The organism is Mucilaginibacter sp. UYCu711 (assembly GCF_050433825.1).
Taxonomy (GTDB): Bacteria; Bacteroidota; Bacteroidia; order Sphingobacteriales; family Sphingobacteriaceae; genus Mucilaginibacter.
The window spans coordinates 208785-225347 of record NZ_JBNPWM010000005.1; the positions used below are offsets into that span (position 1 = coordinate 208785).

12 protein-coding genes are annotated in these 16563 nt (G+C 42.2%); 10 read left to right on the top strand and 2 right to left on the bottom strand.

The genetic code is table 11. The features are described from left to right. Window positions 1–15: 15 nt before the first annotated feature. From nirD to ABIB50_RS12490, 9 genes are all read left to right on the top strand, one after another. Window positions 16–360: a nitrite reductase small subunit NirD gene (gene nirD / locus ABIB50_RS12450; protein ID WP_429380055.1), complete on the top strand. Its 345-nt coding sequence runs from the start codon at window positions 16–18 to the stop codon at window positions 358–360. 138 nt (window positions 361–498) lie between these two features. After that, entirely contained in the window at window positions 499–2040 is a 1542-nt protein-coding gene (locus ABIB50_RS12455) for an alginate export family protein (RefSeq protein ID WP_429380056.1), read from the top strand. A 13-nt stretch (window positions 2041–2053) separates the two neighbouring features. Further along, the gene (locus ABIB50_RS12460; RefSeq protein WP_429380057.1) at window positions 2054–3349 is read left to right on the top strand and encodes an MFS transporter; all 1296 of its coding nucleotides are present in this window, start codon (window positions 2054–2056) and stop codon (window positions 3347–3349) included. A 6-nt stretch (window positions 3350–3355) separates the two neighbouring features. Further along, window positions 3356–6880, top strand: a complete 3525-nt coding sequence (locus tag ABIB50_RS12465) for a molybdopterin-dependent oxidoreductase (protein ID WP_429380058.1) — start codon at window positions 3356–3358, stop codon at window positions 6878–6880. 1 nt (window position 6881) lies between these two features. Next, window positions 6882–8321 carry a rubredoxin gene (locus ABIB50_RS12470; protein WP_429380059.1) on the top strand — a complete coding sequence of 480 codons (1440 nt, stop codon included), beginning with the start codon at window positions 6882–6884 and terminating at the stop codon, window positions 8319–8321. A 103-nt stretch (window positions 8322–8424) separates the two neighbouring features. Continuing rightward, a complete protein-coding gene (locus tag ABIB50_RS12475) occupies window positions 8425–9375 on the top strand; it encodes a hypothetical protein (protein ID WP_429380060.1) in 951 nt (316 codons plus the stop codon). Between the two features lie 144 nt (window positions 9376–9519). Further along, the gene (locus tag ABIB50_RS12480) at window positions 9520–10773 is read left to right on the top strand and encodes a mandelate racemase/muconate lactonizing enzyme family protein (RefSeq protein ID WP_429380061.1); all 1254 of its coding nucleotides are present in this window, start codon (window positions 9520–9522) and stop codon (window positions 10771–10773) included. A 10-nt stretch (window positions 10774–10783) separates the two neighbouring features. Then, window positions 10784–11794: a D-2-hydroxyacid dehydrogenase gene (locus tag ABIB50_RS12485; RefSeq protein WP_429380062.1), complete on the top strand. Its 1011-nt coding sequence runs from the start codon at window positions 10784–10786 to the stop codon at window positions 11792–11794. Between the two features lie 22 nt (window positions 11795–11816). After that, the gene (locus ABIB50_RS12490; RefSeq protein ID WP_429380063.1) at window positions 11817–13190 is read left to right on the top strand and encodes a sialidase family protein; all 1374 of its coding nucleotides are present in this window, start codon (window positions 11817–11819) and stop codon (window positions 13188–13190) included. A gap of 116 nt (window positions 13191–13306) precedes the next feature. Here the strand turns inward: ABIB50_RS12490 and ABIB50_RS12495 are convergent, their stop codons facing one another. Continuing rightward, on the bottom strand, window positions 13307–14098 hold the full coding sequence (locus ABIB50_RS12495) for a DUF6544 family protein (RefSeq protein ID WP_429380064.1): 792 nt from the start codon (window positions 14096–14098) through the stop codon (window positions 13307–13309). A 129-nt stretch (window positions 14099–14227) separates the two neighbouring features. Between ABIB50_RS12495 and ABIB50_RS12500 the strand changes: the two genes are divergently transcribed. Beyond that, window positions 14228–15088, top strand: a complete 861-nt coding sequence (locus ABIB50_RS12500; RefSeq protein ID WP_429380065.1) for a universal stress protein — start codon at window positions 14228–14230, stop codon at window positions 15086–15088. A 206-nt stretch (window positions 15089–15294) separates the two neighbouring features. On the opposite strand, the gene ABIB50_RS12505 is transcribed toward ABIB50_RS12500, so the two are convergent. Next, window positions 15295–16560, bottom strand: a complete 1266-nt coding sequence (locus tag ABIB50_RS12505) for an Nramp family divalent metal transporter (RefSeq protein ID WP_429380066.1) — start codon at window positions 16558–16560, stop codon at window positions 15295–15297. Window positions 16561–16563: the final 3 nt, after the last annotated feature.

The following is a 16563-nucleotide window of genomic DNA, read 5'->3' on the forward strand; positions in this document are numbered from 1 at the left end:
TTAAAAAGCAAAGAAATGGAAACTATAACAGATAACTGGGTATTAGCCTGCCGTGTTAATGATATACCGCAAAATGGCGGAGCCTGTGTAAAGTTGGGAGATGAACAAATAGCGATCTTCAATTTCAGCCGACGTGGCCAGTGGTTTGCCACCCAGAACTTATGTCCGCATAAACAACAAATGGTATTATCAAGAGGCATGATTGGTAGCACCGGCGATAATTGTGAGCCAAAGGTTGCCTGTCCGTTTCATAAAAACACATTCTCGCTTTTAAGCGGGCAATGTTTAACAAACGAAGAACTTTCAATAAAGACCTACGCGGTGAGGGTTGAGGATGATAGGGTATTTATTGCGCTTTAATTCATAAGTACACTGATATTAAGAAAGAAAGGAGCGTAACGAGAATAAAAAATATACCCAATAAAAAACCCCGTCGGGAGGTCGCATTCCCAGACAGGGCAAATAGTTTTAATCGCTTTAACAAAAAAAACCAACCAAATGTACAAAAATGAATTAAACCACCGCAGTCTTGCGTTAATTCTATTGTTTTCGTCATGCTTTTTTACCCAATCCGCCATAGCACAGCTTTCCTTAACTGGCCAGCTGCGAACGCGGGGCGAGCTGCGCGATGGTTACGCAACATTAGCGCCCATTGGCAGTAAAGCAGCAGCAAACATAGCACAACGCACCCGGCTTACTTTTAACTACAAATCAAGCTGGGTTATTTTCCAGGCCTCTGTTCAGGATGTACGCATATGGGGACAGGATGCTTCAACCACTACAACTGCCGATGGCTCCAAATTAGCTATCCACGAAGCCTGGGCCGAAATTATCCTGGCTAACAAGAAAGACCCCGAATTTAAATTATCTCCTGTTGATTATTTTGCTATCAAGATCGGCCGTCAGGAACTGGCTTATGACGACGAACGTTTATTAGGCTCATTAGATTGGGCAACTCAGGCAAGGCGGCATGACGCAGTAGTTTTTAAACTACTGCAAAAAGGCTGGCAGGTTGACCTTGGCGCAGCATTTAACCAAAATACAGATGCTGTAAACTATAACGGCACCTATTATACACCTGCCAATGTACCTGCAACTGTAAAAGACAGCAAAGGTAATGTAATGAATACTCCGGCAGGCTTTATCCCACTGATAAATACGGCAGGCGTTAGCGCAAAAAATGGTGCTCCCGCTTTTCTTAACCCTCCGGGCAGCAATGGACTTAATCAGAATTATAAAGCATTACAATATTTATACGCTGCCAAAAAGTTCGGAAAAACCAAAGTGTCGGGTTTGTTTTTGGCCGACCAGTTTGGAAAATATATACTTGATTCGGTTAAAAATACCGCGGGTACAGATATTGGCTATCTATACGGTAAACACTTTAACCAGCCCGGGGTAAACACCCGCATCACTACAGGTATATTAATTAACCCGGTATTTGGCAATAAAAACGAATGGGCATTTAATGGTGGTTACTATTACCAGGGCGGCCATGATAAGGACGGGTTAGAACTGAACGCTTATACTTATACATTGGCGCTATCATACAAACCGGCCAAATTTAGTTATACCGTAGGGTTAGATGTCTTATCCGGCAATGACGCACTTTCAACATCAACAGTTAACCATCGTTTTGATCCGCTATATGGCACTCCGCATAAGTTTTGGGGATATATGGATTATTTCTATGCTGTAAGCGGGTCACCATTGGGTGGTTTAAGTGATCCGTATTTAAAGATAAAATACACATCAGCCAACAGCAGGCTTACTGCAGAACTTGCCGGGCACTATTTCTCATTGGCCGATAACCAAAAGGATATTAACGGCGCCGTCATTGGCAAACACCTTGGTACCGAGCTTGATCTTACCGCCGGTTACAAACTCAATAAGTTTACCAATATAGATGTAGGCATATCATACATGGCTGCAACCCGCAGCATGGAGTACGCCAAAAGTATCACCCCATCAACTGCAAGCCTTAAGCCTGTTTGGGCGTTTTTACAGATCAATATTAAACCAGAATTTTTAAACAAATAATTATTCAACGGACATGAAAAATCAACTCACTAAACTCAATATATTTTCTTTGAAGGGCGTGCAAATGCGCACGTTCCATACCACGTGGTTAATGTTTTTTGTATGCTTTTTTGGCTGGTTTGGGCTGGCACCTTTAATGCCCACCATCCGTGCTGAATTACATTTAACCAAGGCGCAGGTAGGTAATACAATTATCGCATCGGTAGCGGCTACTATTATAGCCCGTTTGCTAATAGGTAAGCTATGTGATACCTGGGGACCACGCAAAACGGCGGTAAGGTTATTATTGATTGGTTCGATCCCGGTATTCTTTGTCGGATTGGCTCATGATTATACTTCGTTTTTGCTGTTTCGCCTGGCAATTGGCGTAATAGGGGCATCGTTTGTTATTACGCAGTTCCACACTTCTATGATGTTTGCACCTAACATAAAAGGTACGGCAAACGCGGTTACCGGCGGCTGGGGTAACCTGGGCGGTGGTGTAACCAATATGGTAATGCCGTTAATATTTGCAGCCATAGTTGGTTTCGGCTATACCAGCGCTGAGGCGTGGCGATATGCAATGATTGTGCCCGGTGTGATGATGCTGATCATCGCTTTTTTATATAACAAGTACACCAAAGATACTCCTGAAGGTAATTATGACGAGGTGGGTTATATTAAAACCAAATCAACCAAAACAGATTGGTCAATACTTGCCGACTGGCGCATTTGGGCGTTAACATTGGCCTATGCCATGTGCTTTGGTATGGAGCTTACATTTGATAACGTGGCATCCCTTCACTTTGTGGATACCTTCCATCTTACCCAAAGCGCTGCCGGATTTTGGGCGGGCATATTTGGTTTTATGAACCTATTTGCCCGTGCATTGGGCGGTATTGCCTCTGATAAAGTGGGTAAAAAATTTGGTATGCGCGGTAAAGGCTTATTACTTGCCGGAGTACTGTTGTTAGAAGGTTGCGGACTGATACTTTTTGCGCAGTCTGGGTCATTGTTAATAGCAATTACGTCCATGTTAACTTTTGCAATGTTCCTTAAAATGTCAAACGGAGCCACTTATGGTATTGTGCCTTTTGTTAACGAAAAAAATGTTGGCCTGGTAAGCGGTATTGTTGGTGCAGGCGGCAATTTAGGCGGTATGCTGTTTGGCTTCCTGTTTAAATCAACTTCTATTACTTATGTCGAAGCTTTTACCTACATAGGCTATACCGTAATTGGGGTGTCCGTAATTGTACTGATTACACGCTTTCAAAAACAAACTGTAGCTGACGAGAAAACTGAAAAAAGTCAGTTAGCAGGCGCATTATAATTTATTATGCAAAAATCAAGGCACACCACAAACCAACTAAGTACCACCTGCTGTTATTGCGGGGTTGGCTGTGGTGTGCTTTTAAATAAAGAAAAAAATGGTTCGGTTAGTTTAGAGGGCGATAAAGATCACCCTGTAAACAAAGGCGCGCTTTGCAGCAAAGGCATAAACCTGCACCACACGGTTAATGACAAAAGCGACAGGTTACTATACCCGCAAATGCGCTACAGTAAAAGCATGCCAATCCAACGCGTTAGCTGGGACGAAGCGCTTGACCGTACCGCAGCTGTTTTTAAAACACTTATAGAAAAATATGGTCCCGATTCGGTAGCCTTTTATGCCTCCGGGCAATGTTTAACCGAGGAATATTATGTAGTTAATAAACTCATTAAAGGCTTTATCGGCAGTAATAATATCGACACTAACTCGCGGTTATGCATGAGCAGCGCAGTAGCAGCATATAAACTGGCCCTGGGCGAGGACAGCGTACCGGTATGCTATGATGATATTGAACTGGCTGATTGCTTTTATGTAACAGGTGCTAACCCAGCCTGGTGCCATCCAATTTTATGGCGACGGGTAGAAGCGCATAAAGCGGCCAATCCGCACGTTAAAATAATTGTTGTTGACCCCAGGGTCACCGATACCTGCAGCATTGCGGACTTACACCTGCAATTAAATCCCGGTACAGATATTACATTAAACCATGCCATAGGCCGCGTACTAATAGAAAACGGAGATATAGATCTTGATTTTATTACCAACCATGCCGAAGGCTTTGAGGTCTATAGTAAACTGGTTTTTGAACGGACGGTGAGCGAATCGGCATTAATATGCGGGGTTAGCGAGGCTGATATCCGTTTGGCAGCACAGTATATAGGTGAAGCAAAAGGCTACATCGCTATGTGGACGATGGGCCTTAATCAAAGCGCTATCGGTGTAAATAAAAATCTGAGTCTGATCAACCTTAACCTGATAACAGGGCATATTGGTAAACCGGGTTCGGGGCCAATGTCATTAACCGGGCAGCCTAATGCTATGGGTGGACGAGAGGTTGGTGGCTTATCCAATTTACTTCCCGCTCACCGCGATCTGGGCAACGCACTGCACCGTGAAGAGGTAGAGAAGTTTTGGGGCGGTGCACCTATTAATCCTAATCCAGGCCTATCAGCAACAGAGATGTTTGATGCGCTGAAAGATGGACGCTTAAAAGCAATCTGGATAATGTGTACCAACCCTATAGCCAGCATGCCTAATGCGCGTTTGGTTGAAGAGGCTTTAAAAAAGGCCAAATTTGTAGTGGTGCAAGAAATTACTAATAAATCAGAAAGTTTGGATTTTGCTGATGTTATATTTCCCGCCGCTGCCTGGGCCGAAAAGGAAGGTACCATGACCAACTCCGAGCGCCGAATAAGTTATCTGAATAAAGTAATTGATGCACCCGGCGAAGCACTGCCTGATGCGGAGATCATTTGTCGCTTTGCAAGAAAAATGGGTTATAAAGGTTTCGACTTTGAAAATTCAGCCGCTATTTATGCAGAACATGCACGCCTTACCGCAAAAACCAATATCGATATAAGCGGCTTAAGTTATGAGATACTAAAAGAGCGAAAAACCGTTCAATGGCCATATAAAAAGAAGAGCCCACCCAAGGGCACGCCGCGGTTATTTACCGACAAGAAATTTTATACCAAATCGCAAAAGGCTATTATCCATCCGGTGGCTGATACACTAACCAGTGAATTGCCCGATGCAGATTTCCCTTTTATTTTAACAACCGGTCGTATCCGCGATCAGTGGCATACAATGAGCAAAACTGGTAAGGTAAACAAGCTAAATCAGCATTACCCGCAATCATTCCTGGAGATACATCCCGATGACGCTGAACAGTTAAATATCAGCGAAGGTGATATTACGGTTATAACGTCAAAACGCGGCGTGGTACAGGTTAAAGCTAAAATATCAGCCCAAATAAAACAAGGCGTTGTGTTTTTGCCAATGCATTGGGGCAAGATATTAGGCAATGATCTAAACCGTGCCAATAACTTAACAAGCGATAAGGTTGACCCCATATCAAAAGAACCCGATTTTAAATTTTGCGCGGTAAACGTGGCTAAGTTTAAAAAGCCTTTTCAGCGCATTATAGTTATTGGGGCAGGGGCAGGATCACATGGATTTGTAAAGTCATATCGGGAATTAAACAAGGATGATCAGATCACCATCTTCAGTAAAGAAAATTACCCGTTCTACAACAGGGTTATGCTGCCCGATTATATAAGCGGCGAACAGCAATGGGAGCAACTGGTAAAAATGAAGGACGAGGAAGAGCCCGAATACAACATTAACCTTTTGCGCGGGGTAAGCATTGAGCGGATAGACCGCGCCAATAAATATGTATTAGACTCCAGGGGAATAAAAACCCCATACGACGTGTTGTTGATTGCCACGGGCAGCAGGGCGGCGGTCCCCCGGAACGTGCCCTCGCTCCCTGGTATTTTTACTATGCGCAACCGTAACGATGCCGATAGTTTTAAAAAACATGTGCCACCGGGCGGCCATGTGGTTATTGTTGGTGGTGGTTTGTTGGGGTTAGAGATGGCCGCGTCGTTGAGAGAGATCGGTATAAAAATAACCATTATACAGCGTACTTCGCGGTTTTTAAACCGACAGTTGGACGCATTAGGCAGCCAGTTACTGCATGAAGAAATGGCCGACCAGGGCTGTGATATTTATTATGATGATGAGATCCAGTTATTTTACGGTCGCTCAAAACTAACTGGAATAGGCTTAAAAAGCGGCCGCAAGATCAATTGCGATGCCATGATACTGGCAATTGGTACAACGCCAAATTTTGAACTTGCTAAAGAATGTGGGTTAGAGTGTCGTCGTGGTGTTATCGTAAATGAACGCCTGCAAACCAGCGACCCTGATGTTTATGCCATAGGCGAAATAGCCGAGTTTAACGGAACGCTATATGGCATCACTGCAGCTGCCGAGCAACAGGCACAGGTGGTTGCAGGCTATATGAATGGTGATGTTGCCAGTTATTATAAAGGTAGCTTATTTATGAATATTATTAAGATCCATGGATTTGACCTGTGCAGTATAGGCTTGCCAGAGTGTCCGGATGATATTAATTACGAAGAAGTGATATTTACGGATAAAGCCAAGCGCTATTATAAAAAATGTATCATCCACCAGGATAGGCTGGTAGGAGCCATTTTAATTGGCGATAAGAGTGAGTTTCTTGAATTTAGAGACTTGATAGCCAATAAAACAGAGCTGAGCGAAAAGCGGCTGCAATTGCTCCGTAGCGGCAATAAAGCCGATCCGGTATTGGGTAAACTGGTTTGCAGTTGTAATAACGTGGGCAGCGAAAATATCCGCAAAAAAATTGATGAAGGTTGCCATACGCTAAAGGACGTTTGTGCCGGAACAGGAGCCGGTGCAGGTTGTGGTTCATGCAGGCCCGAGGTTAAACGGTTACTGGATGAGGCTCTTGAAGATATGTTATTAGTTAAAGCGGTTTAATATGGGTCACCTCATCAAAATAAACTTACCTGGGGGCTTTATATCGGCTGGCGATTTGTATGAGATGTTATTGATTGCCGAAAATGCCGGCGCAACCGATGTCCGTTTTGGAAACCGGCAACAACTTTATTTTACGGTTAAGGCAGATAAGCTGGAAGATATGGAACTGGATATGCTGAAAGCCGAGATCAGCTATGAGATAGATGACGAGGTCTATCCCAATATCATAAGTTCCTACGTAGCTGATACTATATTTAATCATCATGAGGGCTGGCTGCGCGAGGGTGTATACAAGGATATTTTCGACAGGTTTGAGCATCAGCCTAAATTAAAGGTGAACCTGGTTGATGATCACCAAACCTTTGTGCCGTTTTTTAGTGGCAATATAAACTTCATTGCATCTAACGTTAACAACTATTGGTTTACTTATATCAGGTTCCCAAAAACGGATAGATTGTTTTGTTTACCTTCATTGGTATATTCAGAAGATATACCCACTTTAACCAAAGCAGCCGAAGATATTATCCTGCAAAAAAAAGATCTGTTTTACAATCGGGTCGATATAGATGAGGAACTGTTTTATAAAACCCTGCTTAAAAAAATAAGCGTTGCCTTTAGGCCGGTAATTGAACCGCTAAAATTGCCTGATTTTCAGCTACCTTACTACGAGGGTTTTAATAGATATAGCAATAAATACTGGTTGGGTATTTATCGTCGTAATGAACTTTTTCTGATTGGATTTTTAAAAGATGTGTGTTTACTATGCCTGAAAAGCAGAATTGGACAAATTTATACCACCCCCTGGAAAACTATTATTATAAAAGGCATTGAACAGGCAGACAGAAACCAGTGGGGACTAATATTAAGCAAGTATCACCTCAATGTGCGCCATGCTGCGAACGAGTTAAATTGGCAAATTGAAGACATGTGCAGCGAAGGTCTTGAACTAAAAAAACAGTTGGTGCGGCAATTTGAAGAAGCGGATTTGCGGACTCACCAGCTTAGCTTTGCCATTAAAACGCAACCCAAAACGGGTTTGCAGGGCGCTGTTATACTGCGAAAAAACAAGCCCGGCGACTATGATATATTGCACACACGGGATTTTAACCCAAACTCAAGAGACGAAGTAATCTACGCCCAAAAAATAAAGCCCCGGTTTTTAAGTAAAAAACTAATTGCTTTATGTAAAGAGTTTTATAGCCAGCAGGCTGACCCGCACTTATCGGATACTTTAGTTTTGTCAGAAGAAACCATTGCGCTACCAGATAATCTGTCTGTTTACCAGTGCAGCAACTGCCTTACCCGCTATGACAAGCAATACGGTGATGCTGTAAATGGTATTAAGAAAGGTATTGATTTTGAATTACTTAATGCTTACTCATGCCCTGTGTGCGAAGCGCCAAAAAGTGAGTTTAAGCTTATATACAGCACGTTAATATAAAATACATTAACGGTAGATGAAATAGTATCAGTATTGTAAAATAAAGTAGCATCAACTTGTCCCGTCAAAAGATACATTTGAAATAACATAACATTTAAATAACATGATGTTACATCTTTTAATAGGTATGCTTAGTGCAATTAATATATTATCCATGCAAAACCCTACTCCAACTACGCCTCAAAAACAAGCCCTGGCCGAACTGAAATTAATAATAGCGAATCGCCAGAAATTTATAAAGGCGCACGCGGCCGAATATCTGATATGGACAGGCCACGCGGATGTAGCTTTAAAAGAATTTTTAAAAGAAGAAAAACTACATGGAACCGAACCCAAATACAGGGTAGTGATATGGCGAATATTAGTACAAGCTGAGCATGACCCGGAACGCAAGAAAATGTGGCTCAACAAAATGTATGATGCCTATAAAGATTTGAACGGCCCCGACCGGACCCATGCTACAGAAGCATTGGCTAAACTACAGCAACCTGTTGCCAATTTATTCCCGGAGGTAACTTCAAAAACTTTAGTATCAGATGATAGAAATTTACAAACTTATGCCGTTTGGGCCAGTTCTTATGGTTCGGAAATAAGGATGAAAGTTAACCGCGAAGAGCTTTTGCATAGAGTATTAACCGATACAAATGCTATCATCAGGCGGATTAGCGCTTATGTTTTACGTAAAGAACAGGAGCTAAGCACACAACAATGGGATAAAATAACTGCCGCGGCACTTGCAGCACATAAAACAGACGAGTTATATGTAGCTCTTTTAACTACTGCCCTGGTTACAGCACCGGCAAAAGCCGATAGTAAAAAACTGGCACAAGTTGATGAATTGCTGACCAAAGATGTACATAGCTTTACTGTAGGCGAACGCACGGAAATAGCACAGGCCCTGGCCGAAAAAGGTACAAAAATACATTTGCCATTATTGATAGATTTAATGAAAGATAAGGATAGCGCAGGGATATACGACCCGGCCAGCGACGAAGGTGCTGATATGCGCGCCGCCGCTGCTTATGCGATATTGAAAATTAATAGCAGGCACTGAAATTAATAGGCCATTAATTGATGACTTGGATAAATAAAAGAAAATACTATCAATATAAATGAAAGTATTACTTAAGGGGTACGCATTACTTTAACTTTGGTTTGACCCCGTATTAACCAGCCATTTTAAGGGTAAATCAATAAGATGAAGATCACCGATGTTAAAACCATTTTACTTACAGGCCCCTGCACTTTAGACCCCTATCTTTCTGAAGCGCGAAAATTGCGAAGCGCGGCCTTTATACAGATAAAAACTGACAGCGGGCTGATTGGCATTGGCGAAACCTATGCAGGCTATTTCTGCCCCGAGATGGTGCCGGAGATAGTCGAGTTTTTTAAACCCATCCTGTTAGGTAATAACGTTGATGATATCCCCGGCCTGTGGGCAAAAATGTACAATTGCGGTAACTTTTGGTGCAGAGTTGGTTTAGGCGCTATCGTACTTTGCGGTATAGAAGCGGCGCTGTGGGATTTAAAAGGCAAACAGGAAAATATACCTGTATGGAAACTACTACAGGAAAAATGGCGGGCCGATTTTGGCTTATCAGCTACCAAAGGCAGTTACCACGACAAACTACCCTGCTATGCCACCGGCGGACCCAGCAATTATCCGTTAAATAAACTGGCAGGCAAAATAGCATTTTATAACTCGCTTGGTTTTAAGGGCGCAAAAATAGGAGCGGGCGCTTATTACAAAGATAAAGGTTTCCATATCCCTTCCGATCCACATGAAGCTGCTGATCTTGAATCGGCGAAGATGGCTTATATCCGTGAGCAGTTTAGTGATGATTTGTGGTTAATGATGGACGCGCACATGGGCAACAGTTCAACCACTACCTGGGGACTTGATACCGCGATGGCTGTAGCCAAAGCGATGGAGCCGTACAAACTCTTCTTTTTAGAAGAACCGTTGCATTATACCCGCCCGGATTTATACAGCGAATTATGCAAAAACACTACTACCCCAATTGCCGGCGGAGAGTGCCTAACCGCCTTTTGCGAGTGGCAAACGTTCCTTGAACAGGATAGCTTCAACATTGGCCAGCCCGATGCTTCTTTCACAGCCGGCTTAAATGAGTTTATGAAAGTAGCGGCCAGCCTGCATCAGCGTGGTCGTAAAATAGCACCGCATGCCTGGGGTGCAGGTGCATCGCAAATGCAAAATATCCATTGTGGTTTTGCAAGCCCAAATACCATTATATTGGAAGTAGCCCCGGCTTATGGTCCTTTACACAGCGAGGTGATAGGCGATAGCCTGCAAATGAAAGATGGTTATGCTCTGCCACCCGAAAAACCCGGCTTAGGCATTGAACTTACCGAGGCTACCATTAAACGCTATCCATTTCAGCGCGGTTCGGGAGAATTTAACAGCGTGCCTGGTAAAATTTTAACTACCTGATTTAGCCCTCATGAATATTTTAATTGATATGCCCGTTTATGCCCCAGCTTTAAAAAAGTTAAGGGATATGCCAGGGATAAATGTAAAATTAACAGACTCGCCGGAGGAACGCGTAAGGCCGCTATCAAAAGAACTGATAGCAGATTGCGATGCACTTTTTTGCACCTTCCCACCCGAAAACCACCGGGATATGGCGCAGTTAAAGTTTATCCAGATCAGTTCAGCAGGGTATACGCAGTTAATAGGGAAGGGCTTTGATGAACGGCATGTCAAAGCCTGCAATGCACTTGGCGTTTTTGATGTGCCTATCGGCGAGTGGAATATGGCGATGATGATAAACCTGGCGCGCGATATGCGTGGCGTGATGCATAACCAGGATGCGGCTATTTGGGATCGGTCGGCACGTTTCCAGCATGAGATCAGGGGCGGCGTAGTAGGTATTTGGGGCTATGGCGGCATTGGGCGCGAAACTGCCCGGCTGGTAAAAGCGTTGGGTATGCAAGTGCATGTTTTAAGCCGTAGCGGTGTAAAACCCCGCGAAGATATATATAACGTAGCCGGCACCGGCGACCCGGAAGGGGTACTGCCCGATAAAGTTTTCTTAATGGAAGAAAAAGAAGCTTTTTTGAAAGGACTGGATTTCCTCATCATAGCCATGCCGCAAACAGATACCAATGCTGGCATAATAGGCGAGGCGGAGCTGAAAATGCTAAAATCAACCGCTTATTTACTTAATCCTGCACGTGGCCCGCTCATAGAAGAGCAGGCGCTTATAAAAGCTCTGGAAAAAAATTGGATAGCCGGTGCGGCCTTAGATACGCATTATTATTACCCAATGCCGGCAGATCACCCTTTATGGAAGATGCCTAACGTGATATTAACCCCTCATATATCAGGCTCAAGTTTAAGTCCGAAATTTTTGGAAAGGGTATGGGATATTTTTATGCAGAATATTGAAAGAATGCACAATGGCCGGCATTTATTAAATGAGCTTACGCCGGCCAGTTTAAAAGGAAAATAAAAACATTTTAAAAAGAAACACTATGAATAATCATAATAATACATCACGCAGAAAGTTCCTGCAAAACTCGTCACTATTGCTTGCTGGCATTCCATTAATGCGGATGAAAGGCTTTGCCGCCCCTCCGTTTAATTACCAGGGGCCTGTATTACCAAATAACGTACCCCAAACCGTATTGGCCGACCGCCGGATAAAGCTTGATTTTAGTAAGGAGGTAATGGTTTTAAATGACGGCTTACAACCATCAATGTTATGCACCCGCAAAGGAACATTAATCGTTCAGTCGCAAAATCACAACAAGCCATTACCGCAAGCAAGGATCTTTTATCCGTTTGCTATGTCAACAGTGGTATCGCGCGATGGGGGAGAAACATGGAATGATTTTCCTTTAAAAGAAGGAGATAACGGGGTGGATATTGAAGGTGGTATTACCCAATTAAAAGATGGTACAATCATCGCGCTTGAAACCTATGTTACCCCAGGAGATAAACCCGATACCGGTGCCGGTTTAATGTATACATCTACTGATGAATATAAAACGCTGCAAGGACCGTTTGATATTACCTTTGATATCCCTAATGCCGAGTTTTATGGTTCAGCAGACGACGGCGGACGCCCGCACATAGCTATGCGCTTGCACCGCCGTATTTTGGAATTGCCTAACGGCGATCTTCTTACTACTATTTATGGTTTTCAGAAAGGCGATGATGAGCCCTGCCCTTATCAGCCAAAAATGAAAAAAAGCAGGGTAATGCTGTTTAAATCAAAAAACAAAGGCAAACATTGGAATTTTGTGTCGACCGTAGCCGTTGATAAAAAAGTAGGTACGGAAGGTTTCGGCGAACCGGTTATTGCACGCGTTTCAAAAGGGCCAAAAGCAGGTCGCTTAATTTGCCAGATGCGTACCGGGTATGAACTATACAGCAATCATTCTGACGATGGCGGCAAAACCTGGACAAAAGCTAAACCACTAGTATACGCTAATCTTGATGTTTATAAAACCAGCGATTGGGCGGCTATGTTCAAAGACGTTAAACGCAAAGGTGTGCTGGTTACCCCGGATTCGCCAGAATTGATCGGTGCAGTTGTAGACCCCGACCTGATAGAAACACGCAGTGGCATACTGGTTGCCGCTTTTGGTGTACGCATTTCAGCAAAGCTATGCTGGACAATCCCAACACATCCGTGGAACGGCAATTACCTTGCCTTTAGCCTTGATCATGGCGATACCTGGAGCCACGTAACCCGGCTTACCACAGGGATTGATACTACGCACTATATGTGTGTTGAAGAAACCTCAAAGAATAATGAATTATTTGTTGTTTATGATTTTGGTCACTGGAACGGTAAAGAAGGCCGGTATACTTATGGCCGGAAGGTTAAAATATCGGTTTAAAATGGAAGGGGATGTTCAATTTGAGCGTGTTATGAGAAAATGGCTTGGGTCTTTTTACTAAATACTTTTCATATAAGAATATATGAATTGTTAATGTGTATAGCTTTCGATGAATGTTAAGAATAAATTAACTTATCCAGCCTACCCTTAAAATAAGTATACTCACCCGTTGGTAAATTCCACGTTGCCATAAAATTTGAAGCATATTTGTAATTGCCACCGGTTTTATAATTCCACGCGTAAGCCGTCCACTTATAATGCTCCAATTTTTTGTTATGGGTGTAATACCGGTCATTAGTTTCAAACCGTAAAAGCTCGTAGTGATCGTTAAAATAAAAAATGCCGCTAGCCTCTATATTTTCATATTTGATGGTTCCTTTTACAGTGAAGGTGTTAATTTCGGTCCAGGTAATGTAAGGCTGAAAAAAATATGCCGGTATTAACATTGCTTCGGCCAAAATGGTTACTAATTCTGCCGCATCCATTTTCGGCCCTTTAGCGTTGGTGATGGTGAAATATTTTAGCAGTTTGACTATCAGGCGACCTTTCCCATTTTGAAATTTATCTATTGCATCAAATGAGAATAATCCCCATAGCTTTGCTTTCATGTAAACAACTCTTGCAGGATGATCGATAAAATTTACCTGATCGCAAGATATCCTTGTCCAACCTTTACCGGGTGCCATTTTTAAATGGGCTGATTTCCATTTTACAAAGCAATATTCGTATGCATCGGCATCACTGTAACCACAGTGTTCCAGATAATTCTTAAGCGCGGGAGGCAATGCTGATATGGGTCGATGTTTATTTTTAGCACTCGATGTGACTTTGCTTAGCTCTCCAGTAATAGCGTTGTTATATTGTTTCCTTAATGGCAAAAACTTTAAAAAATTAATCATCACTTTCATTGAAATCACAAATTTAGATGACCTCCTTGCTTACAAGGAAATTAAGATCATGTGGTAACGTGACTGTAGTCATTATTTTGACAAGATTGGATAGCGACTTTTACTTCGTAAAAACAAAATGTCAACATCATGAAAAAGCTGCTTATCTCTACCGATTTTTCTGGAAATGCCACACACGCTGCAGAGTATGGATATGCCTTGGCTAAACAAATAAAAGCTAATGTAATGCTTTGTAATGCGTTTACTGTACCGGCCGAAATGCCACAGGCCGGTGTAATTGTATGGCCTATGGAAGAATATGACACAATAATTAAAGCAAGCGCTGATCAGTTGAAGGAACTAAAGACCGACCTGGAAAGTAAATATCACTCGGGTTATACACCTGTAATAAGTCTGGTTAATGAAATGGCCGCTTTAAATGATGTAATTGATGACATTGTTGATAATCATACTGTTGATTTAATAATTATGGGCACCCATGGAAACACTGGGTTAAGCACAATTATGCTTGGAAATCATAGCCGGAAGATGATTGACGAGTCAAAAACGCCACTATTATTAGTGCCTTTTAAGGCTGTTGTTAAGCCATTAAAAAAAATAGCTTACGCTACCGATTTTAAACACCCTGAAAATGATTTGTTAACCATATATAAACTACTACCCTTTGCTAAACAACTAAACGCAGAGATCTTGCTCACCCATGTAGTTGACGAAACCCACCAGTCTGCCGCATTTAAAAAATGGCTGGATAATGTGTTGACTGATCTGTCTAACAAAGCCGATTACCCCAACATTTATTACAGGCTGATAAAAAGCCGGGGACCTGAAAGCGGACTTGATTGGTTATGCGAGCATGGACAGGTTGATTTGCTGGTGATGTTGCATCATAAACATAGTTTTTTGGATAGCCTATTAAACACAAGCTACACAAAAAAAATGGCTGGTCATATTACTATCCCGCTGTTGGTGTTTCCTGAAACAAATAATTGATTTATGACCGGCCTGGAGTTTGCGATAGCTTACCTAAAGGCAGTTCAAAAAAAGCATACCTGTTATTTTGAAAAAAACAGCACTAACATCATGAAGTGTGTGAGAATAACAGGGGGTAACCTGGTTAGTGTTCATATTATAGATAAATCTCTTCCAGCCGAAATACGATATGACATTGAGGAAATGTTTTGGCAACACTAATTGAACTATTTGAATTGCATATATACAAGCGTTACAGCAGCAACTATCATTAATAAAAATGATAACCCACCTAATATGTTTGCCGTTAAGCTATTGGTGTTTGTACCCATTATTGTTTTATTGTTACTGATATGCAAAACTATAAAGATGATTATTGGCGACGTTAAACCATATAGCACTGCTGAATAAATAAGCCCCTGTATGGGGCTTATCCCTATAAAATTTAGCGATAGACCTACTATCAGCGAAATGATGACAACGCTATAAAATGGCCTCGCCTCAAAAAACTTTTTATCCAGTCCTTCGTCCCAGTTAAAAGCCTCGGCAAACATATATGAGAGAGAACCGCTTAAAACCGGGATAGCCAGGAAACCGGTACCTATTATCCCAACTGAAAATAATAAGTAAGCCAGATTACCGGCAATTGGTTTTAATGCTGTTGCCGCTTGTTCTACAGTGTTAATGTCTCGTTGCCCGTGAGTATATAAAACACTTCCACAGGTTAATATAATAAAGAACATTACAAGATTTGAAAATAGCATGCCAACATCAACATCTTTTCGCATATCACGAATAATTTTCTTATTAATTATCAGTGTTTTGGAATTTTGTTTAATGTCTTCAGCTTCCATTGTTGTTTGCCAAAAAAACAAATAAGGCGATATGGTAGTGCCCAGTATACCAACCAGTATGGCAACATAAGCTTTGTTAAACTGTATAGTTGGCACCACTGCAGCCTTAATTACGGCCAGCCAGTTTATTGTAGTAGAAAATGGTACCAGTATATAAACCAATAGAACAATGCAGGTCCATTTAAGTATTGCCGCCAGTTTACGGTACGAATAAAAAATAACAGCTAATAAAATAGCGATTGTAAACAGTATGCTAAAAGCAAATGCCGGTATAGCCGGCACTAATAGATTAGCCGCGGCACCCATACCAGCAATATCGGCACCAATATTTAGGGTAATTGCCGGAAAGGAAACGCCTACCATTACCCATAAAACCCATTTAGGGTAATGATCTTTAATTGTACTGGTTAAGCCTTTTTGTGTAACCAAGCCAATGCGTGCGCACATTTCCTGCATGGCAGCCATTAAAGGGAAGGTAATTAATGCCGTCCAAAGTGTTGCCAGTCCAAACTGCGCGCCTGCTTGCGAATAGGTAGCAATGCCCGAAGGGTCGTCATCGCTGGCTCCGGTAACCAAACCAGGGCCAAGCGTTTTAAAAATATTCTTTAACCTGACCGGCAGTTTTGTTTTTTTTACCATTTA

What these genes read in the sequence shown, in the direction of transcription:
- nirD (WP_429380055.1), top strand. Translation starts at nt 16, where the DNA reads ATGGAAACTATAACAGATAACTGGGTATTAGCCTGCCGTGTTAATGAT.
- ABIB50_RS12455 (WP_429380056.1), top strand. Translation starts at nt 499, where the DNA reads ATGTACAAAAATGAATTAAACCACCGCAGTCTTGCGTTAATTCTATTG.
- ABIB50_RS12460 (WP_429380057.1), top strand. Translation starts at nt 2,054, where the DNA reads ATGAAAAATCAACTCACTAAACTCAATATATTTTCTTTGAAGGGCGTG.
- ABIB50_RS12465 (WP_429380058.1), top strand. Translation starts at nt 3,356, where the DNA reads ATGCAAAAATCAAGGCACACCACAAACCAACTAAGTACCACCTGCTGT.
- ABIB50_RS12470 (WP_429380059.1), top strand. Translation starts at nt 6,882, where the DNA reads ATGGGTCACCTCATCAAAATAAACTTACCTGGGGGCTTTATATCGGCT.
- ABIB50_RS12475 (WP_429380060.1), top strand. Translation starts at nt 8,425, where the DNA reads ATGATGTTACATCTTTTAATAGGTATGCTTAGTGCAATTAATATATTA.
- ABIB50_RS12480 (WP_429380061.1), top strand. Translation starts at nt 9,520, where the DNA reads ATGAAGATCACCGATGTTAAAACCATTTTACTTACAGGCCCCTGCACT.
- ABIB50_RS12485 (WP_429380062.1), top strand. Translation starts at nt 10,784, where the DNA reads ATGAATATTTTAATTGATATGCCCGTTTATGCCCCAGCTTTAAAAAAG.
- ABIB50_RS12490 (WP_429380063.1), top strand. Translation starts at nt 11,817, where the DNA reads ATGAATAATCATAATAATACATCACGCAGAAAGTTCCTGCAAAACTCG.
- ABIB50_RS12495 (WP_429380064.1), bottom strand. Translation starts at nt 14,098, where the DNA reads ATGAAAGTGATGATTAATTTTTTAAAGTTTTTGCCATTAAGGAAACAA.
- ABIB50_RS12500 (WP_429380065.1), top strand. Translation starts at nt 14,228, where the DNA reads ATGAAAAAGCTGCTTATCTCTACCGATTTTTCTGGAAATGCCACACAC.
- ABIB50_RS12505 (WP_429380066.1), bottom strand. Translation starts at nt 16,560, where the DNA reads ATGGTAAAAAAAACAAAACTGCCGGTCAGGTTAAAGAATATTTTTAAA.